General features: G+C 63.4%; 21 protein-coding genes. 7 read left to right on the top strand and 14 right to left on the bottom strand.

Going from position 1 to position 20,033, the window contains the following annotated elements:
* Nucleotides 1-13 precede the first annotated feature (13 nt).
* From ACXJKE_RS19935 to ACXJKE_RS19925, 3 genes are read left to right on the top strand one after another with little or no spacing between them, the layout of a single operon-like run.
* Complete coding sequence (locus ACXJKE_RS19935; protein WP_411881369.1) at nt 14-205, top strand: 4-oxalocrotonate tautomerase; 192 nt, start codon at nt 14-16, stop codon at nt 203-205.
* Between the two features lie 17 nt (nt 206-222).
* Entirely contained in the window at nt 223-1,710 is a 1,488-nt protein-coding gene (locus ACXJKE_RS19930; protein ID WP_457282319.1) for an MFS transporter, read from the top strand.
* A gap of 1 nt (nt 1,711) precedes the next feature.
* Nucleotides 1,712-2,506 carry a class II glutamine amidotransferase gene (locus ACXJKE_RS19925; protein ID WP_457282318.1) on the top strand — a complete coding sequence of 265 codons (795 nt, stop codon included), beginning with the start codon at nt 1,712-1,714 and terminating at the stop codon, nt 2,504-2,506.
* A 19-nt stretch (nt 2,507-2,525) separates the two neighbouring features.
* Here ACXJKE_RS19925 and gshB read toward each other — a convergent pair whose 3' ends face one another.
* The 9 genes from gshB to ACXJKE_RS19880 all read right to left on the bottom strand — a co-directional run bounded on the left by gshB (nt 2,526) and on the right by ACXJKE_RS19880 (nt 9,484).
* Complete coding sequence (gene gshB / locus ACXJKE_RS19920) at nt 2,526-3,491, bottom strand: glutathione synthase (RefSeq protein WP_457282317.1); 966 nt, start codon at nt 3,489-3,491, stop codon at nt 2,526-2,528.
* On the bottom strand, nt 3,488-4,735 hold the full coding sequence (locus tag ACXJKE_RS19915; RefSeq protein ID WP_457282316.1) for a benzoate/H(+) symporter BenE family transporter: 1,248 nt from the start codon (nt 4,733-4,735) through the stop codon (nt 3,488-3,490). The genes gshB and ACXJKE_RS19915 overlap by 4 nt, the downstream gene beginning before the upstream one ends.
* 136 nt (nt 4,736-4,871) lie before the next feature.
* Complete coding sequence (locus ACXJKE_RS19910; RefSeq protein ID WP_457282315.1) at nt 4,872-5,489, bottom strand: DUF2238 domain-containing protein; 618 nt, start codon at nt 5,487-5,489, stop codon at nt 4,872-4,874.
* A complete protein-coding gene (locus ACXJKE_RS19905) occupies nt 5,486-5,959 on the bottom strand; it encodes an OsmC family protein (protein WP_457282314.1) in 474 nt (157 codons plus the stop codon). The genes ACXJKE_RS19910 and ACXJKE_RS19905 overlap by 4 nt, the downstream gene beginning before the upstream one ends.
* A 15-nt stretch (nt 5,960-5,974) precedes the next feature.
* Entirely contained in the window at nt 5,975-6,907 is a 933-nt protein-coding gene (locus ACXJKE_RS19900; protein WP_457282313.1) for an alpha/beta hydrolase, read from the bottom strand.
* Nucleotides 6,908-6,941: 34 nt separating this feature from the next.
* The gene (locus ACXJKE_RS19895) at nt 6,942-7,430 is read right to left on the bottom strand and encodes a nuclear transport factor 2 family protein (RefSeq protein ID WP_457282312.1); all 489 of its coding nucleotides are present in this window, start codon (nt 7,428-7,430) and stop codon (nt 6,942-6,944) included.
* Nucleotides 7,431-7,515: 85 nt separating this feature from the next.
* Nucleotides 7,516-8,031 (bottom strand): CinA family protein, encoded by a 516-nt coding sequence (locus tag ACXJKE_RS19890; protein WP_457282311.1) that lies wholly within the window; start codon nt 8,029-8,031, stop codon nt 7,516-7,518.
* Nucleotides 8,028-8,564 (bottom strand): phosphatidylglycerophosphatase A family protein, encoded by a 537-nt coding sequence (locus ACXJKE_RS19885; RefSeq protein WP_457282310.1) that lies wholly within the window; start codon nt 8,562-8,564, stop codon nt 8,028-8,030. The genes ACXJKE_RS19890 and ACXJKE_RS19885 overlap by 4 nt, the downstream gene beginning before the upstream one ends.
* Before the next feature lie 5 nt (nt 8,565-8,569).
* Nucleotides 8,570-9,484 (bottom strand): LysR substrate-binding domain-containing protein, encoded by a 915-nt coding sequence (locus ACXJKE_RS19880; protein ID WP_457282309.1) that lies wholly within the window; start codon nt 9,482-9,484, stop codon nt 8,570-8,572.
* A gap of 147 nt (nt 9,485-9,631) precedes the next feature.
* Here ACXJKE_RS19880 and ACXJKE_RS19875 point away from each other — a divergent pair, with 147 nt between their 5' ends.
* On the top strand, nt 9,632-9,823 hold the full coding sequence (locus ACXJKE_RS19875; protein ID WP_457282308.1) for a hypothetical protein: 192 nt from the start codon (nt 9,632-9,634) through the stop codon (nt 9,821-9,823).
* Nucleotides 9,824-9,901: 78 nt separating this feature from the next.
* The gene (locus ACXJKE_RS19870; protein ID WP_457282307.1) at nt 9,902-11,299 is read left to right on the top strand and encodes an esterase-like activity of phytase family protein; all 1,398 of its coding nucleotides are present in this window, start codon (nt 9,902-9,904) and stop codon (nt 11,297-11,299) included.
* 28 nt (nt 11,300-11,327) lie between these two features.
* On the opposite strand, the gene thiL is transcribed toward ACXJKE_RS19870, so the two are convergent.
* From thiL to apaG, 5 genes are all read right to left on the bottom strand, one after another.
* Entirely contained in the window at nt 11,328-12,320 is a 993-nt protein-coding gene (thiL, locus tag ACXJKE_RS19865; protein WP_457282306.1) for a thiamine-phosphate kinase, read from the bottom strand.
* 35 nt (nt 12,321-12,355) lie between these two features.
* Nucleotides 12,356-13,495, bottom strand: a complete 1,140-nt coding sequence (locus ACXJKE_RS19860) for a YbdK family carboxylate-amine ligase (RefSeq protein ID WP_457282305.1) — start codon at nt 13,493-13,495, stop codon at nt 12,356-12,358.
* The gene (locus ACXJKE_RS19855; RefSeq protein WP_457282304.1) at nt 13,485-14,744 is read right to left on the bottom strand and encodes a cation:proton antiporter; all 1,260 of its coding nucleotides are present in this window, start codon (nt 14,742-14,744) and stop codon (nt 13,485-13,487) included. Before ACXJKE_RS19855 ends, ACXJKE_RS19860 begins: the two co-directional genes overlap by 11 nt.
* 398 nt (nt 14,745-15,142) lie before the next feature.
* The gene (locus tag ACXJKE_RS19850; RefSeq protein WP_457282303.1) at nt 15,143-17,104 is read right to left on the bottom strand and encodes a site-specific recombinase; all 1,962 of its coding nucleotides are present in this window, start codon (nt 17,102-17,104) and stop codon (nt 15,143-15,145) included.
* Between the two features lie 21 nt (nt 17,105-17,125).
* A complete protein-coding gene (gene apaG / locus ACXJKE_RS19845) occupies nt 17,126-17,521 on the bottom strand; it encodes a Co2+/Mg2+ efflux protein ApaG (RefSeq protein ID WP_457282449.1) in 396 nt (131 codons plus the stop codon).
* Nucleotides 17,522-17,618: 97 nt separating this feature from the next.
* Here apaG and rpe point away from each other — a divergent pair, with 97 nt between their 5' ends.
* Both rpe and ACXJKE_RS19835 read left to right on the top strand, forming a co-directional pair.
* Nucleotides 17,619-18,314: a ribulose-phosphate 3-epimerase gene (rpe, locus tag ACXJKE_RS19840; RefSeq protein WP_457282302.1), complete on the top strand. Its 696-nt coding sequence runs from the start codon at nt 17,619-17,621 to the stop codon at nt 18,312-18,314.
* 97 nt (nt 18,315-18,411) lie between these two features.
* The gene (locus ACXJKE_RS19835) at nt 18,412-19,992 is read left to right on the top strand and encodes an adenylate/guanylate cyclase domain-containing protein (protein ID WP_457282301.1); all 1,581 of its coding nucleotides are present in this window, start codon (nt 18,412-18,414) and stop codon (nt 19,990-19,992) included.
* The last annotated feature ends 41 nt before the right edge of the window (nt 19,993-20,033 follow it).

The raw sequence follows: 20,033 nt of genomic DNA, 5'->3' as shown, positions 1-20,033 counted from the left end.
CCCAGAGGACACCATGCCCACTTACCACGTCGAAATGATGGAAGGCCGGACCATCGAGCAGAAGAAAAAGCTCGTCGAGGCCATTACCCGCGTCAGCGTCGAAATTCTCGGCGGCCAGCCTGACTCGGTGGACATCCTGATCACCGACATCAAGCGCGAAAACTGGGCGACCGGCGGCAAACTCTGGTCCGAGCCGAGAGACTGACGACGGACACCCGGGCCATGCCCGCATCCCTTGCCGGCCTGCAGGCGCGCCACGGTCCGCGTTACCGGTGGTTGCTGCTGCTGTCGGTCATGATCGGCACGATGGCTTCCATCATGTCGTCGACCATCGTGAACGTGGCGATTCCCGACATGAGCCATTACTTCACGCTGGGGCAGGAGCGCGCGCAGTGGGTGAGCTCGGGCTTTATGGTGGCCATGACGGTCTCCATGCTGACCACGCCCTGGCTGCTTTCGCGCTACGGCTATCGCCGCACCTATGTGGGCACCATGGTGCTGCTGATGGCCGGCGGCATTGTGGGCGGTCTGGCCAACAGCTTTGGGCTGGTGCTGGGTTCGCGCGTGGCCGAGGGCCTGGCGGCCGGTGTGGTGCAACCGATTCCCGCGATCATCATCATGCGGGCCTTCGGGCCACACGAGCAGGGGCGCGCCAGCGGCCTCTTCGGCATGGGCGTGGTGCTGGCGCCGGCGCTGGGCCCCAGCGTGGGCGGTGTGCTGGTCGACCTGTTTGGCTGGCGCTCGATTTTTTTCATGGTGGTGCCGCTTTGCCTGGTATCTCTGTGGATGGCTTACCGCTACGTGCCCGACACAGCGCCCGGCGGCGTGGAGCCCAACCGCAATGGCGCGATGATCGACTGGCGCGGCCTGTTGCTGGGCGCGGTGGGCACGCTGTGCCTGCTCAACGGCATGGTTGAGCTGCACGGCGCCGGGCGCGCGCATGCCTTTGTATTGCTGGGCGCCGCGCTGGTGGCGCTGGCAGCATTCATCTGGTGGCAACGTCGCCTGGCGGCTTCGGGCGGTGCACCGCTGATGAACCTGGCGCTCTTTGGCTACCGGCCTTTTGCCATGGGCAGCATCGTGGCTTTCATCTACGGCACCGCGCTGTTTGGCTCCACCTACCTGCTGCCGGTGTACCTGCAGCTGGGCTTGAATCTCTCGGCTTCGCACGTCGGCACCATCCTGTTGCCTGCGGGCCTGGTGTTGGCGGCCACGATTGCGGGAGTGGGCCGGCTGGCGGACAAACACCCGACCTGGCTGCTGGTCAGCACGGGGCTGGCTTTGCTGGCAGCCTCGTTTGCATTGATGCTCACGGTGAACCTGGCTTCGGGGCTCTGGATGCTGGTGGCGTGGGCCACGCTGGGGCGTATCGGGCTGGGTTTTATCCTGCCTTCGCTCAACCTCGGGTCACTCCGGCCACTGCATGAGCATCTGTTATCGCAGGGCGCAAGCGCCATCAACTTCCTGCGCATGCTGGGCGGCGCGATCGGTGTGAGCCTGTGCGGCATCGTGCTGGAGTGGCGGCTTGCGGCCCATGGCGATTCGCTGGCCAACGCCACCAGCAGCCCGGCGCGGCTGGCTGCTTTCAATGAAGCCTTCCTGATGCTGGCCGCCCTGTGCGTACTGGCCGTGGTGGCCGCATGGCAGCTTCGCGTGCCGCCCCCCGCCCAACCTGATAACTTACCGAATAACAAGCAGGAAGCGGACTGACATGTGCCAACTTCTCGGCATGAACTGTAATGCCCCAACGGATGTGACCTTCAGTTTCAGGGGCTTCGCGCAGCGGGGCGGCCACACCGACCACCATGCCGACGGTTGGGGCATCGCTTTTTTTGAAGGTGACGACAGCGTGGCCGGTGGCAGCGACCGCGGCCTGCGCCACTTTGTCGACCATCAACCGGCCTGCAGTTCACCGGTGGCCGAGCTGATCAGCCGCTATCCGATCAAAAGCCGCAACGTCATCTCACATATCCGCAAGGCCACACAGGGCCGTGTCGCGCTGGAGAACTGCCACCCCTTTGTGCGCGAGCTGTGGGGCCGCTACTGGGTGTTCGCCCACAACGGCGACCTGAAAGATTTTTCACCCCGCCTGCACGGCAGCTTCCGGCCCGTCGGCACCACCGACAGCGAACGCGCCTTTTGCTGGATCATGCAAGAGATGGCCAAGTCGCACGCGGGCGTTCCCAGCGTGCAGGAACTGAGCATCACGCTGCGGGAACTTGCCGCGCACATCGCCACCCACGGCACTTTCAACTTTTTGCTCAGCAACGGTCAGGCCTTGTGGGCGCACGCGTCCACCAACCTCTATTACGTGGAGCGCAAGCACCCCTTTGCGCATGCCACGCTGAGCGACGAGGACGTGAGCGTGAACTTTGCCGAGCACACCAGGCCGACCGACCGCGTCGCTGTGGTGGTCACGGCGCCGCTCACCACCAACGAAACCTGGACGTCATTTGCGCCCGGGGAACTCAAGGTGTTTGAAGGCGGTGCGCTCATCGCCGCCTGACAGCCGCAGCCCTGGGCTGTCAGGCGCCGGCTGTCGTGACAGCCTGTTCCAGTGCATCAATGAACATGGCCGCCACGTCAAAGCCTGCCTGGTCGTGGATTTCCTGGAAACAGGTCGGGCTGGTGACGTTGATCTCGGTCACATAGTCGCCGATCACGTCGACACCGGCCAGCAGCAGGCCGCGCGCGGCCAGCACCGGCCCCAGTGCTTCGGCAATTTCAAAATCCCGCTTTGAGAGCGGCTGCGCCACACCCACGCCGCCGGCCGCCAGATTGCCGCGCACTTCGCTGCCTTGGGGAATGCGCGCCAGGCTGAAAGGAACCGGTTTGCCTCCGATGACCAGCACGCGCTTGTCGCCCTTGACGATCTCGGGCAAAAATTTCTGCACCATCACGCTTTCGGCGCCGTTCCTGTTCAGTGTTTCGGTGATGCTACCCAGATTCAGGCCGTCTTCCCTCACGCGGAAGATGCCCATGCCGCCCATGCCGTCCAGCGGCTTGAGGATGATGTCCTTGTGTTCGGCATGAAAGCGCTTGATGTCGGCCGCGCTGCGCGTGACCAGCGTCGGGCCGCTGAATTGCGCGAACTCGAGGATGGCGAGCTTTTCAGGATGGTCGCGCAAGGCGGCGGGCTTGTTGAAAACCCTGGCCCCTTCGCGCTCGGCCTGCTCCAGCAGGTGCGTGCTGTAAAAGTATTCACTGTCAAAAGGCGGGTCCTTGCGCATGACCGCCGCATCAAAACCCGCAATGGCTTCGCGGCCGTCGGGCCGGGCGGCATCGGCCGTGAACCACACATCTGCGCCGCCTGTCAGCGTGATGTGGCGCACCTGGGCCGTGACTTTCGCGCCGGTCTGCCAGCTCATGTCGGCCGGTTCACACGCGCTGATGCGGTGCCCGCGCCGCTGCGCCTCCCGCATCATGGCAAAGGTGGTGTCCTTGTAAATCTTGAATGACTCGAGCGGATCGGCAACAAAAAGAAGGTTCATGGTGTGGAACGTGTCCCTGGGTTTGGCGCCGCCCCGGAGCGGGCTTCGCGGCGCTGTTGGCCATATTGTTGTACAAAGAGTGCAATCGCGCCCGCGACGACACCCCAAAAGGCCGAGCCCACACCGGCTATTGCGACGCCCGACAAGGTGACGAGAAAAGTGATAAGCGCCGCTTCCCGGTGCGATTCCTCCTTCACCGCCGCGGCCAGGCCGTTGCCGATGGTACCCAGCAGCGCCAGTCCGGCAATGGCGACGACCAGCTCCTTCGGAAAAGCTGTCAGCAGGCCGGTGATCGCTGCGCCGAATATGCCGATCACGATGTAAATGGCGCCGCAGCAAACGGTCGCGGTGTAGCGCCTGGCGGGGTCCTCATGCGCTTCCCGGCCCATGCAGATGGCCGCCGTGATGGCGCTCAGGTTGAGGGCAAACGCGCCAAAAGGCGCCAGCACCAGCGTGGCCAGGCCGCTCAGCGTGATGATTTTTGACACCGGAATGCCGCCGTCCGGACTGTCGGGCCCATAGCCCGCCGCATGGATGGCCGCCACGCCCGGCAGATTCTGCGAAGCCATGGTCACCACAAACAGCGGAATGGCCAGGCTGACAGTGGCGGCCAGTGTGAACTTCGGCATCACGAACACCGGCATCGCCAACGAAAAAGCGACCTCAGACCACGCCAGTTGCCCGCGCGCAGCGACAAACACAATGGCTCCGACCAGCGTCAGCACTACCGCATAGCGCGGCATCAACCGCTTGCCCAATAAGTAGATCGCCAGCATCAGCAGCACCAAAGGCAAAGCCGTTTGCGCTGCCGCAAAGGCCTGGATGCCGAAGCGCGCCAGCACACCGGCCAGCAACGCGGAGGCGATGGCCACAGGAATACGGTTCATGACTTTTTCAAACCAGCCGGTGATGCCGAACAAGGTGATCAGCGCCGCGCTGACCATAAATGCCGCAACCGCCTCTCCCATCGAGAAACCGCCAGCCAGCCCTGCAGTAGCCAGCACGGCGGCACCCGGTGTGGACCAGGCCACCATCACCGGCTTCTTCAACCACAACGACGGCACAAGAGAGCACAAACCCATGCCGATGCCGAGCGCCCACATCCACGAGGCAATCTCGGCAGGCGTGGCGTTGAAGGCAAGGGCTGCCTGAAAGACGATGGCAACCGAGCTGGTGAAGCCGACCAGTACTGCCACGAAGCCCGCGGTGAAGGCGGCGAGGTTGAGGTCTTTGAAAAATTGCATGGAGGGATTCTGGCAGGGTTGGCACGCAGGGCATGAGGTCGCAAGAGGAAGAACCGCCTTCCAGATGGATTTCATCCGTTTGCTATGAATTCAATAGCGGCTTGCGCCCGACCCAATTGCCCTGCGGCCCAAATGCCTACAAACCCGACAGCTTGCGCATTTGCCGGTCATGCCACCGGCCCAGCAGCGTGATCGCCACCGCAGCTCCGATCAAGGCCATGAACATGTCCGACTGCGTGTCCCAAGGGTCCCCCTGGGTTCCCAGAAATTCATCCGCGCCCTGACCCAGCGCCAGGGCCGCCCACCACTCCACCAGCTCATACACCGCGCTGATGGCCATGGCCACGCACACCGACAGAAACCCTGCCATGCGGCGGCTGCCCAGGTAGCCACGCTGCAGCAATACCTCGCGTGCCACCAGCGCTGGCACCAGCCCCTGCATGAAGTGGCCGACCTTGTCGTAAGGGTTGCGGCCCAGGTGAAACAAATCCTGCAGCCAGAAACCCGGCGGCACCCTGGCATAGGTGTAGGCGCCACCCACGATCAGCACCAGCATGTGCAGCGCAATCAGCACATACAGCAAGGTCGTCAGCGGGTAGCGCCGGCCCGTGGCCAGCAGCACCGGCGCGGCGATGACGGCGGGCGCCACCTCGAGCATCCAGGTGCCCCGGTCATACGGTGCCATACCCGACCACACCAGCGCGGCCAGTACCAGCAGGCCGAGAGCGATCAGCAGCGGCCTGCGGTCAGTCATGCGTCGCCATACACAGGCTCGCAGCGCACATCGGTTTTCACCGAGTTGGCGATGAAGCAGGCGTTGTGGGCCTCGTGGTGAAGCTTGTCGATCTCGGCGCGTGTCGGCATGCGTTCACCGGCAAACGCCACGTCAGGCCGCAAGGTGACGGTGGTCATGGCGATTTTTCCTTCAGCGTTCTTTTCCATCACGCCACTGGCCGCATCAAAGTAGCGTGTCACGGAAAACTTGCGTTTGGCCGCGATCGACAAAAACCACAGCATGTGGCAGCTCGACAGCGAGGCGACGAATGCCTCTTCCGGGTCCATGGCCGATGCGTCCGACATCGGCAAGGGCACCACATGCGGTGAAGAAGAGCCCGGCACTTCGAGGCCGCCGTCGAAGCGGATCAGGTGCCTGCGGCTGTAGCGGTTTCCCGGGAAATCGCCGCCGTTGATTTCCCACAAAACCTCCGCCGTGTAAGTCGACATGGCCGCCCTTTGAAGTCAGCGAAAGAAGTTGTGCAGCGCGGTGGCCGTCGCCACGGGCTGTTCTTCGGGGATGAAGTGGCCCGCCGGTACGGCATGGCCCGAGACCTCGCCGCTGCATTGCGCCTCCCACAGCGCCAGCGGGTCGAACATCCGGTGCACCACACCGCGTTCGCCCCACAGGAGCAGCAAATCGCAGGCCACCGTCAGGTGCTGCGCGCGGCTTTCGCGGTCGTGGTCCAGGTCAATCCCGGCGCTTGCCCGGTAGTCTTCGCAGGCCGCATGCAGCGCTTCGGCGTTGCAAAAGCAGCGTTCATATTCGGCCAGGGCCTGAGGTTCGATGTAATTGAGCCCCGCGCTGCCCCAGCCGCCGAGCTTGGCGTGCAGGTAGGCTTTGGCGGTTTCGGGATGGTTGGCGCCCATCATGATTTCGGGCAGCGGCGCCGGCTGCAACATATGGAACCAGTGGTAATAGGCACGCGCAAACGCCATGTAGGGCTCCGTCATGCTGCGGCCTTCGTACATGTCCAGTGTGGGGGCGATGTCGATGATGCAGAGTTTTTGCACGCGTGCCGCATAGTCCAGCGCCAGCCGGTGCGCCACACGCCCGCCGCGGTCGTGGCCGCAGAGGTAAAAGCGGTCCACACCCAGGGCATCCATCACCCCGACCATGTCGTGCGCCATGTTGCGTTTGCTGTAGTTGCTGTGGTCGGGCAGGCCTGCGGTTTTGGAAGAGTCTCCGTAACCCCGCAGGTCGGGCATGACCAGGAAATAGTGTTTTGCCAGGCGCTGCGCCACGCGGTGCCACATCACATGCGACTGCGGAAAACCATGCAGCAGCAACAGGGCCGGGCGCAGCGGATCGCCCGGCACGACCCGGGAAAACCGCGCGTTGATGGACGCGCCGTTGACCTCAAAGCTGCGTGATTCAAAACCGTCAAACCAGGACATGAAAACTCCCGTTCAAATCAACTCTTGCGCGGGCCTAGTGTCGCGTCACCAGGTATTTTTGCAGATTCGCCGCCGCCTGTGCCCGCACCTTGTTGCGCAGGAAAGGCGTCCAGCCCAGCAGCAGGCCGGGCGCGCCCAGCGCCTGCCGCGACCAGGTCCAGAAATCAAAGTGATCACGGTGCCGCGTGATCAGGCCCTGTTCATTGAATTCAAACGCGCCGTCAATGCTGTTGTGCACCATGCGCCCAGTGGCGCTGAAGCGGTAATAGGCGTCCCAGTGTGATTTTCCCGTGCTCGCGCCGGCTTCCAGCCCGCTGTAGGTGAGTTTCCAGACATCCATGCCCTTGGCTTTTGTGGCGTCGCACAGCATGTGCCACATGCCGGTGACCTCGCGGTGCCCCCGCAGTGAAAACGCCGCGTCGTCGAAAGCGGCGTCCGGGGCGTAGCAGGTCGCCATGGTGTCGGAATCCAGCCGTGTAAAAGCGCTGTAAAACTTCTCGAGGGTGGCCTGGTTGGGGTGCATGGTGTCTCCTGGGTGGTTGTTTTCGGGTGGCCTCGTGGCTTCGCGACTCTATAGCGCTTTGGTAGGGGCCGGCGTCGCTCACGCGTCAGCCGGCTTCGCGCAGCAATTGCAGCAGCCGCTGCAGCGCATGCTGCACCGTGGCGCTGCGCACCGCGGCACGGTCGCCGTCAAAGCGCCGGACTTCAGACACCAGCCGGCCGGGCAGCGCAAAACCAAACCATACCGTACCGACAGGCTTGGCGGCACTCCCCCCTGTCGGGCCGGCCACTCCAGTGACGGCCACCGACACTTGCGCACGGGAGTGGCCCAGGGCGCCGGAAGCCATCGCACGGGCCACTTCCTCGCTGACAGCGCCGTGCACGGCAATCAGCGCAGCATCTACACCCAGCAGTTCGTTTTTCGCTTCGTTGGAATAGGTGACAAAGCCGCGCTCGAACCAGGTGCTGGAGCCCGCCAGGTCGGTGCACACCGCCGAAATCATGCCGCCGGTGCAGCTTTCGGCCGTCGCAAGCATCCAGCCCTTTTTGAGCAATAAATCGGCCACCAAGCCAATAGATACGGGCGCAAGCAGCTCCTCTTTTAATAGCAATTCGTTGCTCACCAGAACCTCCAGAAGGCGATCACCAGCAAGGCGCAGAACGCGGCAACGAAGTCGTCAAACAAAATCCCGAAGCCGCCGCGCCAGCTAAAGCCCTTGAAAGCCTGATCCGCCCATGCCACCGGGCCGGGCTTCACGGCGTCAAAAAAGCGGAACAGCAAAAACGCGGCGAGCTGCGCTTCGAAGCCCGCCGGCATGACCAGCCACAACACCAGCCAGAAGGCCACCACTTCGTCCCAGACGATGTTGCCGGGGTCGAGCACGTTCATGGCCTTCGCGGTGACGGTGCAGGCCCACCAGCCAATCAGCGTAGAGGCGGCAATCAGCCAGCCCATGTCGACCGGCGACAGCCATTGCTGCAGCACCAGAAAAGCCAGCCAGGCCCAGAGTGTGCCGGCCGTGCCGGGCGCCACCGGGCTCAGGCCCGAGCCGAAACCGAGGGCGATGAAATGCGCAGGGTGCGACAGCAGGAACCGGGCGTTGGGCCGGAACCGCGGTGGGCTGAGGGTTTCTGATGGGGGAGTGAGTTCGGACATGGGGATCATGAGGCTGGGGCCGCGCTGGTTTTCTCCAGCCACTCGGCCCAATGGTCGATACAGGCCTTGATTTTGGGCAGGCGGTGGCGGTTGGTAAGCGTCACGGCGTAAATCGGGCTGGGCTGGTCGTCGACAAAGTCCGCAAGCACCGGGACGAGCAAACCCTGGCGCACCAGCGGTTCGGCGACCAGTGTGGCGCAGCGTGAAATGCCCAGCCCCTGCAGCGTCAGCGTGGCGGTCATGCCGGTATTGTCGGATCGCCAGGATGCCTTGGGCACGATCACGCTGGGTTTCCCGTCAATCACGAAGGGCCAGTGGTTGAGCATGGGCACGCCGCTGTTGGTGATCAGCCGGTGGCTGTGCAGCTCATCGGGGTGCCGGGGTGTTCCGTAGGCCTGAAGATAGCCCGGCGCGGCATACAGCCGCCGGCCCAACGCACCGATTTGCCGTGCAACGACCGTGTCGGTCACCGGTGTACCGGTGCGAATCGCGATGTCGATGCCATCGCGCGCCATGTCCACCAGGCGGTCTTCCACCTGGAGGTCTACGCACAGCTTCGGGTAGCGCTGGTGAAGGCTGTCAAAACTGGGCGCCAGCAGGTACTGGGCGACCACCGTGCTGGCCGCCACACGCACCCAGCCGGTGGCCTGCCGCGACTGGCTGGCAAATTCGCCTTCCAGCTCGTCGAGCGTTCCCACGATGCGGCGGCAGTACTGCAGAAAGGTTTCGCCCTCGGCGGTGGGCGCCAGCCCGTGCGTGGAGCGATGGATAAGGCGCGTACCGCAGGCTTTTTCGATGCGGCTCAGGCTGCGCGAAACCTGGCTGACCGGCACGTCGCGTTCGCGGGCCACAGCCGAGAGGGTGCCCAGCTCGGCCACGCGGGCAAAGAGGAGCATGTCGTCGAAGCCAAGGTTGCGCATGGGTCAATGGTAACCAGTACAAGGCCTGCGGGCGGCTTTGCAGCCAGCGCAAGACCCATTTGCGGACCATGCCGTTTCCGGCGGGCCGTGCTTTTCCTACAGTGCTTTCACCCCCCGCAAACCCCGGGGACAGAAAAGGAAAACATCATGAACCGCACCCTTTCGCTTGACGAGCACAATCGCCTGATCGATCTGGCCGGGCAGCGAGCCAGGCAACTACGCCGCGAGGCCGTGGAGAATTTCGGCAATGGGGCCGCCCCGGCCGCCCTGCGGGCCGCAACCCGGTTTGTACAGAGTCTGGCGCGCCATGCCCGGCTGCGCAAACACACCGAGACCTGAACACGCGGGTGCACCCGCCTGTCACAGCCGCTTCACAGAAAGGCGTCAAAGTCCACCGCTTCAATACGGAGGATAAGCATGTCGGTTTTGACAAAGATGAATGGATTGACCCTGGCGGCGGCTTGCGCGTTGTGCCTGGCTTCAGGTGCCGGGCGCGCGCAGACACAGGCGGCCCCGGCGGTGGAGGCGGTTCTTGCCGGCCATGCAGCCCTGAGTGCCACCACGGCCGTGGCAGCGCCTCGCGATGCAGGTCCTTTTTTCGCCACGGCCGGGAAATTTGCCAATGCAAAACGTCAGCGCAATGAGCGGCTGGGCAGCGAAAGCGCCAACACTTTTGTGGGCGACCCCAAATACCCGCGTGCTTCCGGCGGCACCCTGCCCATGAAGGGGCAGTCGGTGCAGGGGTTTTCGGGTATTGTGTCCCTGGGCAAAGGCGACTTCCTGGCGCTGACCGACAACGGCTTTGGCAACAAGGTCAATTCGCAGGACGCGCTGCTGATGGTGCACCGGTTGTCGGTGGACTGGGCCAAAGGCCAGGTCCGGCGGCGCAGCACCGTCTTCCTGAGCGATCCCGACAAGCGCGTGCCTTTTCACATCCAGAACGAAAACACGCAGCGCCGTTATCTCACCGGCATCGATTTCGATCCCGAGTCCATCCAGGTGGTGGGCAACGAATGGTGGATCGGCGACGAGTATGGTCCCTACCTCTTGCGCACGGACTTTCAGGGCCGCGTGCTGGGCGTGACCGAGACGGTCATCAACGGCAAGCTGCTGGCATCGCCCGATCACTACATGCAGGGCCGTTTGCCCAACCTGCCGGGCGAGGCCCTGTTTGAGGTGCGCCGTTCCAACGGGTTTGAAGCCATGGCCCGATCGCCCGACGGCAGCAAGCTGTACCCGATGTTTGAAGGCCCGCTGTTCGATACCGCCGCCAAAAGCGTGGAAAAGGCAGGCGACAAAACCTATGTACGCATCAATGAGGTGGATGCAGCCTCGCGCAGTTTCACCGGCAAGCAGTGGAAGTACCTGCTGGAAGAAGTGGGCAACGTCGCCGCCGACTTCCAGTTGCTGGACGCCACGACCGGTCTGGTGATTGAACGCGACGACAGCACCGAAGGCCAGTCGCCGGCGTGCCCAGGCGAAGCGCGCACCGACTGCTTCACCCGGCCCGCGCGTTTCAAGCGTGTCTACAAGATCGACCTGGCGGCAAGCGATGCGGACGGCTTTGTGCGCAAGGTGGCCTATGTCGACCTGACCCGCATCGCCAATCCGCAGCGGCTGGCCAGGCTGGGGCCCAATGAAGCGGTGTTTTCATTGCCGCACCTGGGCCCTGAAGGGCTGGCGATTGTTGACGCCACGCACATCGTGCTGGTCAACGACAACAATTTCCCGTATTCGTCAGGCCGTGAAATCGGCAAGCCGGATGCCAATGAGCTGACCTTGCTGGACATTCGCACCCTGGTGGACGCGAAGTAAAGGCGCAGACGCTTTCTTCCGACGCTTCTTACTTCCGGGCAAAGTGATCAAACGAGGAAAACTGCTGCGAAACAGCTTTTCCCTGTGCGTCGATCAGGCGAAGGCCCGGCTGGGAGTCGATTTGCCCGATGCGGGTGACGGGCGTTGCGGCAAGCCGTGAAGCTGCCCGCACGGCCTCACGCGCGGAGGGCGGCGCGGTGAAGGCGAGCTCATAGTCATCCCCGCCGGCCAGTACGCATTCCAACTGCTTTTCATGGGGAATTGTGCCTTCAGGCCAATCAGGATGAGCGCAAGCAGCTATCAAATTGATAGTGGCCGAGCTGTCGATGGTGGCACCGGCGCCGGACGCCTTGAGGATGTGCTGCAAGTCACCCAGCAGGCCGTCGCTCACGTCGATGGCGGCAGAAGCAACACCCCGCAGGGCCAGGCCGAGGGCGACGCGCGGCGTGGGTTGTTCGAGCCGCTGGCGGGTCTGTGCAAGGACGCCTGGAGGCAGGGCCAGGGCGCCGCGCAGCGCCTCCAGGGCAAGCCGGGCGTCACCCAGCGTGCCGCTGATATAGATGTCGTCGCCGGGCTTTGCGCCGGAACGCAGCAATGCCTGGCTCTTGCCGCCGACCACAGGCACTTCGCCAAACACCGTGATGCAGATGTTGAGCGGACCCTGGGTGGTGTCGCCGCCCACCAGTTCACAGCCGTGCGCGTCGGCCAGCGCCAGCAGGCCCTGCGAAAACGCGGCCAGCCAGGCCTCGTCGATACGGGGCAAGGCCAGGGCCAGTGTGAATGCCAGGGGCTGGGCGCCGCAGGCGGCCAGGTCGCTAAGGTTGACGGCCAGCGCCTTGTGGCCCAGCGTAAAAGGATCCACATCCGCAAAGAAATGCCGGCCCTCGACCAGCATGTCGCTGGAGATGGCCAGCTGTGTGCCGGGCGCGGGCTGCAGCAATGCGCAGTCGTCACCGACACCCAGGACGGCCCGGCCGGTGGGGCGCGTGAAATAGCGTGCGATCAGGTCAAATTCACCCATATGCCGAGCATACAAGGGTATCCGGCAAAGCCGGATCAGGGATGTTGTTGGTGCGTGACGCCACCGCGGAAACGGTCGGCCGCCTGGCGTATGACTTCGGCCAGCAGGTGTTCCTCGCCTTGCTTTTCGCGCAGCCAGCGGGCGTCATTGTCGGCGCGCTCCACGCTGTTGCGCAGCAGGTGCAGCGACGCACCGGCACCCATGCCGGTGGCATGGCGTTCAATCTGTGCCATGGTCAGCAGGATGTGCTCGCGCAGCGGCATGTGCCCGCCCGTGGCCGGGTCGACATAGACTGCGTCCAGCCCGAAGCGGCAGGCCTGGAAGCGGTTGTAGGTGTAGACCAGGTAATCGTCTTCGACCGGCATGAAGGGCTGTTCGTGCATGAACCAGGAGGCCAGTGACTGCACAAAGCCGGCCAGCGCGGTGGCACGCTCCACGGTCAGCGGGGTGTCGAACACGCGGATCTCGATGGTGCCGAACTCCGGCTTGGGCCGGATGTCCCAGTAAAAATCCTTCATGCTCTTGACCACGCCGGTGCGCGTCATCTTGTCGAAGTAGACGGTGAAGTCGTCCCACGTCAACGCGAACGGTGCACGTCCCGACAGCGGAAAGGCAAACACGGAGTTGAGCCGCGCCGAATCAAACGCTGTGTCTTGCCCCTGCACATAAGGCGAAGACGCCGACAGGGCAATGAAGTGCGGGATATAGCGCGACATGCGGTGCAGCGTCAGCAAGGCACTGTCGGCGTCGGGGCAGCCCACGTGCACGTGCTGGCCGAAGATCGTGAACTGCTTGGAAAGGTAGCCGTACAGCTCCGACAGTTCGCGAAAGCGCGGTTTGTCGTAAATGCGGCGCTCGTGCCATTGCTGGAACGGATGCGTGCCGCCGCCCACCACCGCAATGTTGAGCTTGTCGGCGCTCTTGACGAGCGCGTCGCGAATCTGCGAAAGCTGGCCCAGCACCTCCGAGGCGTTATGGCACACGCCGGTCGAGATCTCGATCATGCTGGACGTCATCTCCGGCACCACGGCGCCGGGTAGCGGAATTTTGGCCATCAGGCGCAGCATGTCTTCGGCATACGGCGCGAGGTCGTAGTCGTGGGTATTGACGAGCTGCAGTTCAAGCTCGACACCCAGCGAGAGGGCTGCGGACTTCTGGAAAGGTTCAAGACTCATGAACAGGTCCTGTTGAAGGGCTGCGTGTGAGCGGCGCCCAGGGTTTGGAGCTTTCGCCTGAGCGGTAGATGGCCACGGTGGCGAGCACGGCACCCAGCACTTCCATCAGCAAGATCGCAGGCAGGGCCACGCTGGCAATCTGGCGCCCGGTCGCGCCTGAGGCCGCTGCAAACTGTGAGACCAGCAGCAGCGCCACCGATGACATCGGCGACATCGCGCAGCCGACCCAGAGGGCCTGCTTCCAGCTGGCGCCGCTGCCCACGTTGCCGATGGCGACACCGGCAATCTTGGCAACCATGCGGGCCACGACCATGCCGATGACGAGCCCGGCAACAGGCCCGCTCCAGTCTGCTTGCGCGGCGACGACGGAGACCAGCACAAACATCAGCATGGTCAGCATCGACGAGGCCGTGCCCATCTGCCGCGGCCATGACCAGGGGCGCGGGTTCAGTTGCTTGAGCAGCATGCCGCCCAGCAGGGCCGCCAGCGGCGCCGAGCCGCCGAAGTGGGCTGCAAGCGCCGCACCTGTGGCGATCAGTGCCAGCAGCAGGATGGCGGTGTTTTCGCTGGTGGGGCTCATCACCCGCAAGGCGATGCGCAATGTGAGGGCGAGCACAGCGCCGACCACGACAGACAGGCCCAGCACCACCAGCACTGCATAGAGCGGGCTTGACAGCGCGGCTTCGCCCCGCGGCATCAGGCCGGCGCGGGCGCTGCACAGTGTGAGGGCATACAGGGTGCCCAGCGTTGACAGCACCAGGGCGCGCTCCGTCACCGGCCCGGCGGCGCCTGTGTCGATCGCCACGCGCGAGAGAACGGCCGGTGAAGCGGCCATGGCCAGCAGCGCGAGCGACTCCGCAACGATCTCGCGCACACCCAGCTTGCTCAGGGCCCAGTGGACAAAAACATAGGTGAGGGCAGATTCAGCCAGGCTTTGCACCAGCACCATGGGGTTGTGGCGAAACCAGCGCAGCGGAATGCGCCCGCCCGCTTCAAACAGCACCACGGCAACGCCCAGCTCCAGCAGGAAAAGCCCGGTGCCCTGCAATGGCCACACGGCGCCGGTAAAACCGGCCAGGCCGGCCAGGCCGCCGACGAGTGAATAGCCGATGACCTTGGGCAGGCCGGTGTAGCGGTTGGCGAGGTGGCCGGCGGCGGCGGCTACCGCCAGCAGGATGGACCATTGCACGGTCGGCAAACCTGCCGACGGCTTGATCCACTCAGCCCATATGGCCAGGATTTCGTTCATACGGGGTTGTCTCCACTGTCGTCAGGACTTCTTCTACAAGCATGCCTGTGTCTGCGGCATGTTGCGCGTTGAGTGGCCAGCCTTGGCGGCGTGAAGCCCGATGGTGTTCTTGAAAAGAAACGTTGCATTAATTTACAGGCGCCTCGCGGCGGGGGCTGTAGGACAAGACCTGAACATGAAGCACACCCCTATCGGGCTCACCGCGTGTAGCCCTTTTCCCCTTGCAGGGGACGGCGCCTGCGGCCCGGCAAAGCCGGTTCCGCGGCCCCTGCTTGCTTGAAGAATTCAGTGGGCACTACCAGAGGTGCCGCGGGACTGGCTTTGCCAGACCGCAGGCGCCGCCCCCTCGAGGGGGGAGCAGGCTACACGCAGTGAGCCTGGACGGGGGTGCTGCTTGTTTAGGGCATGAAGAAGCTGCGCGGGTGGCTGCGCAGGCGTGCCCAGATGGCGATGCGTATGCGGGCCCGGTCCAGGTTGCTCACGTTGTGCGCCTGCAGGGCCAGGCGAAACGCCAGGTAAAAACTCACGCCGAGGTTGAGCGCGCCTATCAGGGGAATGGCAAGAATGCAGGACCAGATTTGCCAGTGCCGGAATGCTTCGAGCCCGAGAGAGGCGCCGGCCGCCGCCAGTTGTCCGGTTGACAGGGTGACGTGGCGGGCCTGGAGTTCAAGCCCGAAGAAACCGGTAAAGGCCGGTATGAGGCCGAGCATGAAACCCAGTGCGATGTTGGACGCGAAACCCGAAATGTTGTCGCGCATGAAGCCGGACCAGCGCGCAGCGCGCTCGCCCCCCAGCACGGAAGTGATGCGCGGGTTGTGGCGCATCGCCGAGTCAAGATGATGCAGTACAAACCAGTTCTCGGTCCAGCCCCCGATCATGCTGGCTGCGAACAGGATGCCGCCGGTGAACCCGGCCCATAGCAGGGCGGGGCCCATCACGGTGAGGGTTTCCAGCACGTGGTGCGCGTCGGCGACGCTGATCATGGGCCGGCCCAGAACGACCTGGATCAGCGTGTTGACGAGCAGCACGGCCGGAACGACCATGAATACATTGCCGCACACCGCCGCAACTTGCGAACGCACCAGGTGCGTCACCTCGTCGACAAACGCTTCAATGGGGCCGGTCGTATCGACCGAACCGATGTCCTTGAGCTTGGCCGCCATCGCCGGTGCGGTCATGGCAGGCTGCTTGGTGGCCAATGTGAAATGCAGCAGCTGGATGACAACAAAGCTGCCGGCATAGACGACGCTGGACCAGAAGCCGCCCCAGAAGGCAGAAAGACCAACTGCCACGACCATGAATTTCAGGAGCGTGGTGAAAGCGGTGATCGCTCCGCCGCCCATGGCCTTGCCCAGCATTTCGCGGTATTCCTCGCGGGTACGGGTGATGTAGGTTTCCCCGGTCTCTGCGCTGCGCTCAGCCATCTTGGCCGACAGCAGCGTGGAGTTGGCGCTGATCAGCGCGCCTATGCTTTTACTCTCCTGCGCCGTGATGACGCGGCGCGTCAGCAGTTTCAGCGCAGCCATGCCGGGTTTGGCCGAAAGCAGAGCGTCCAGCAGTTCGCGCACGCGCAGGATGCGTTCGCGCAACTGGCGCAGGCGAAACACCATGCCGACGGAGATACCGTGGTCTTCAAGATGCACGTAAATGCTGTTGACGGCCTGGCGGCAGGCGTCCAGTCGCTCACGGTACTGTGCGATGGCGGATTGCAGTTGGGCTTCGTTCCGGTCAGGCTTGAAGAACGCGTTGCGCAGCTCGTCGATATCAGCGGGCAAGGCATGGAAGGCCCGGGCGTGTGGCGTGGCGCGGTTCATGCGCAGACGCAGCTCCGGCGCAAAACCGGTGGCGCGAATCTGCGCGGTGCAATACGTCAGGGCGTCCATCAGGCTGTATTGCCAGTGCAGTGCATCCAGCTTTGGGCTGGCCGACAACAGCTGCGTGAGGCGGCTGATCTGGGCGTCTTCCAGTGCGCCCATCCACTGGGCATCGAAACGTGTGGGGGCGACCAGTGGGAAAAGCTCCGAAGCATCGGTGGTTTCGGGCGTTCCGGGTAGCAGCTTGCGACGCAGGCGTTCGGCCAGCTCGCTGACAAACGCCGTGCGCGGAGCAAAGCCGAAGTCGGCCAGCAAGGTGGTGATGTCAACGGTCTGCATCAGCGTTTGCCACCAGGCTTGCAGCCGTGTGCGCACTTCGGGTTGCATCTCCACGGCGTCCATCAACGCCTGTACTCGTGACACGGCCGCAGGCACGGAAGTCTGGTCGCCGCGAATCCACTCGAAAAGCTTGATCAGCCAGACGTGGCGCTGGGCCAGGTCGGCGTCGGGGTCGAGCGCCTTCAGGAGGGAAGCAAGATCCTTCATCAGCCGGTCAAACCCATCCGTTCAGTGCAGCACCCGGCCGTGCGGGGCGCTGCCGTTGTGTGCTTCCAGAACGAACATGGCAATGGGTACGTCAAAACGTTCGCCATCTTCGGCCACACAAAAATAGCTGCCGTGCATGGTGCCGGTGGGCGTGCGCAGGCGCGATCCGCTGGTGTACTGGAAGGACTCACCCGGCTTGAGCAGCGGCTGGTGACCCACAACGCCAAGCCCTTTGACTTCCTCGTTGTGACCGTTGGCGTCGCTGATGATCCAGTGGCGGGAAATCAGCTGGGCGGTCACGTCGCCGGTGTTGGTTACTGTGACGGTATAGGAAAACCCGTAGATGTGGTCTTCCGGGGCCGACTGGTCAGGCTGGTATTGCGGAACGACTTCGCAGGAGAACTGGTATTTGGGCATGGCAGGTAAACGGTTGGCGTCCATGTTAACCGCCTGCCCGGGAGGCTGCCATGCGTGCGGGCATGACGCGGCGGCGGCTTGCTGCGACAATCCGGCCATGCCTAAAAACACGCCACCCACTTACCGGATCGCCCCCTCCATTTTGTCTGCCGACTTTGCCCGGTTGGGTGACGAGATCAAAGCCGTGATTGCTGCAGGAGCCGACTGGATCCACTTCGACGTCATGGACAATCACTATGTGCCCAACCTGACCTTTGGGCCGATGATTTGCCAGGCCCTCAAGCCTCATGCAAAAAAAGCTGATGGCACTGCCGTGCCGGTGGATGTCCACCTGATGGTGCAGCCCGTCGATGCACTGGCTGCAGCCTTTGCCGATGCAGGTGCCGACTTCATCAGTTTTCACCCCGAGGCGTCGGGCCATGTGCACCGCAGCGTGCAGGCCATCAAGGCAAAAGGCTGCAAAGCGGGGCTGGTGTTCAACCCGGCTTCTCCGCTGGATGTGCTGGACTGGGTGATTGAGGATATTGATCTCATCCTGATCATGAGCGTCAATCCGGGCTTTGGCGGACAAAGCTTTATTGACTCCGCGCTGCGCAAAATAGAAGATGCGAGAAAACGCATTGATGCTTCGGGAAAAGACATTCGCCTGGAAGTCGACGGGGGCATCAAGACCGACAATATCGCGCGCGTGGCATCGGCCGGTGCCGATACCTTTGTCGCGGGCAGTGCGATTTTCGGGAAACCCGACTACAGGGCGGTGATTGACGCCATGCGGGTGGAGCTGGTGAAATAAGGCAGACTGCAACGATGCAGACCCCTGTCTCCCATATCTCTCTGCCCGAAAACCGGTAGGGCCGCAACTGGCCCGGCATTCATGGAAGAGCCGCATCATGACTGAACCTGTGAAGCCGCCGGTTAGCGAGACGCCCTCCGCGCGGAGGGCGCGCATCCTGGTGGTGGACGATACCGAGGACATACGTTATTTTCTCGCGACGCTGCTGCAGGACCGGTATGAGGTGATTGCCGCTGCGTCGGGCGAGGAGGGCCTGCAGGCGGCAACTTCAGGTGTGCGCCCCGAGATCATCCTGCTGGATGTGATGATGCCCGGCATGGACGGCTACGAGGTGATGCGGCAACTGGCGGGCGATCCGCGCACGGCTGATATCCCGGTGATCTTCCTGACGGCGCTTGCCAGTGTGGAGGAGGAGCAATATGGGCTGGACCTGGGGGCCACCGACTACATCACCAAGCCCGTCAGCCCGCCCATCCTGTTGGCGCGCGTCAGGATGCATCTTGAACGCAGCGCCAATGCCAAGCGCCTGAAGACCCTGTCAGAACAACTGTCGCGTTACCTGGCACCGCAGGTCTACCAGTCCCTCTTTGACGGGTCGCGCCAGGCTGAAATCGAGACGCAGCGCAAATGGCTCACGGTGTTTTTTTCGGACATCAAGAACTTCACCGAATCGACCGGTAAATGGCAACCGGAAGAAGTCACGTTCCTGCTGAACAGCTATTTTGAAGAGATGTCGCAAATCGCGGCCGACTATGGCGCCACGCTGGACAAATTCATCGGCGATGCCATCGTGATTTTTTTCGGGGACCCGCACACCCTTGGCCGGCAGCAGGATGCCGTGCAGTGCGTCCGGATGGCGGTGGCCATGCTGGTGCGGCTTGATGAGCTTCAGGTGCGGTGGAAAACGATGGGTATCGACAAGGCTTTTGAAATACGCATCGGCATTCATTCCGGGTTTTGCGATGTCGGAAATTTCGGCAGCAAGCTGCGTATGGACTACACCATTATTGGCCGGGAGGTGAACCTTGCCGCGCGGCTTGAGCAGGCCGCAGAGCCCGGCCAGATGCTGATCTCCCGCGAAACCCATGCACTGGTCCAGGCGGAAATCCAGGCCGAAGCACGGCCTGCCGTCACGGCCAAGGGATTTGCGGAGCCCATTCCGGTCTATGCCGTGCTGAAACCGGCGCGCTTGCCGCAGGCTGTTGCGACAGCGACCCCGCCAACGTTGCAGCCGCCGCCGCGGGATACCGTCAAAACGCCGGGTACGGGAATTCCCATGGCGGATGCCGCAGACGCCACGTTGCCTGAGAGCATTGCCGGCCTGGATCTCAGCGTCGGCCTGACCCGCGCAATGGGCATGAAGGGGTTTTATCTGTCGATGCTGCGCCGCTACCTCGACGGCCGCCGGGATACTCCCCGGCACATTCGCGAAGCGCTGGATGCGGGCGACCTGAAGAATGCCGAACTGCTCAGCCATTCCCTGCGGGGCGTTTCGGCCCAGATCGGAGCCATTCGCGTGCCGGCGGATGCGGCCGCGCTTGAGCAGGCCATCAATGAGGGCCTGCCGCGCCAAAGTCTGGACGATTTACTGGGGAAACTGGAGTCATCCCTGGGCGAGCTGATTGCTGCGCTGCAGTCAGGGTTACCACCGACGGATCCGGCCGCCGCAGGCTCTTAGCGAGGCGATCCATGAGGGGCCGGACCTGCAGGTGTATCGTT

This window comes from Polaromonas sp. P5_D5, from assembly GCF_054049435.1.
Note: the sequence above shows the minus strand (reverse complement) of the source record. Positions and strands in the feature narration are given on the sequence as shown.

Coding starts and splice junctions, on each gene's coding strand:
- ACXJKE_RS19935 (WP_411881369.1), top strand. CDS start 14: ATGCCCACTTACCACGTCGAAATGATGGAAGGCCGGACCATCGAGCAG.
- ACXJKE_RS19930 (WP_457282319.1), top strand. CDS start 223: ATGCCCGCATCCCTTGCCGGCCTGCAGGCGCGCCACGGTCCGCGTTAC.
- ACXJKE_RS19925 (WP_457282318.1), top strand. CDS start 1,712: ATGTGCCAACTTCTCGGCATGAACTGTAATGCCCCAACGGATGTGACC.
- gshB (WP_457282317.1), bottom strand. CDS start 3,491: ATGAACCTTCTTTTTGTTGCCGATCCGCTCGAGTCATTCAAGATTTAC.
- ACXJKE_RS19915 (WP_457282316.1), bottom strand. CDS start 4,735: ATGCAATTTTTCAAAGACCTCAACCTCGCCGCCTTCACCGCGGGCTTC.
- ACXJKE_RS19910 (WP_457282315.1), bottom strand. CDS start 5,489: ATGACTGACCGCAGGCCGCTGCTGATCGCTCTCGGCCTGCTGGTACTG.
- ACXJKE_RS19905 (WP_457282314.1), bottom strand. CDS start 5,959: ATGTCGACTTACACGGCGGAGGTTTTGTGGGAAATCAACGGCGGCGAT.
- ACXJKE_RS19900 (WP_457282313.1), bottom strand. CDS start 6,907: ATGTCCTGGTTTGACGGTTTTGAATCACGCAGCTTTGAGGTCAACGGC.
- ACXJKE_RS19895 (WP_457282312.1), bottom strand. CDS start 7,430: ATGCACCCCAACCAGGCCACCCTCGAGAAGTTTTACAGCGCTTTTACA.
- ACXJKE_RS19885 (WP_457282310.1), bottom strand. CDS start 8,564: ATGTCCGAACTCACTCCCCCATCAGAAACCCTCAGCCCACCGCGGTTC.
- ACXJKE_RS19880 (WP_457282309.1), bottom strand. CDS start 9,484: ATGCGCAACCTTGGCTTCGACGACATGCTCCTCTTTGCCCGCGTGGCC.
- ACXJKE_RS19875 (WP_457282308.1), top strand. CDS start 9,632: ATGAACCGCACCCTTTCGCTTGACGAGCACAATCGCCTGATCGATCTG.
- ACXJKE_RS19870 (WP_457282307.1), top strand. CDS start 9,902: ATGTCGGTTTTGACAAAGATGAATGGATTGACCCTGGCGGCGGCTTGC.
- thiL (WP_457282306.1), bottom strand. CDS start 12,320: ATGGGTGAATTTGACCTGATCGCACGCTATTTCACGCGCCCCACCGGC.
- ACXJKE_RS19860 (WP_457282305.1), bottom strand. CDS start 13,495: ATGAGTCTTGAACCTTTCCAGAAGTCCGCAGCCCTCTCGCTGGGTGTC.
- ACXJKE_RS19855 (WP_457282304.1), bottom strand. CDS start 14,744: ATGAACGAAATCCTGGCCATATGGGCTGAGTGGATCAAGCCGTCGGCA.
- ACXJKE_RS19850 (WP_457282303.1), bottom strand. CDS start 17,104: ATGAAGGATCTTGCTTCCCTCCTGAAGGCGCTCGACCCCGACGCCGAC.
- apaG (WP_457282449.1), bottom strand. CDS start 17,521: ATGCCCAAATACCAGTTCTCCTGCGAAGTCGTTCCGCAATACCAGCCT.
- rpe (WP_457282302.1), top strand. CDS start 17,619: ATGCCTAAAAACACGCCACCCACTTACCGGATCGCCCCCTCCATTTTG.
- ACXJKE_RS19835 (WP_457282301.1), top strand. CDS start 18,412: ATGACTGAACCTGTGAAGCCGCCGGTTAGCGAGACGCCCTCCGCGCGG.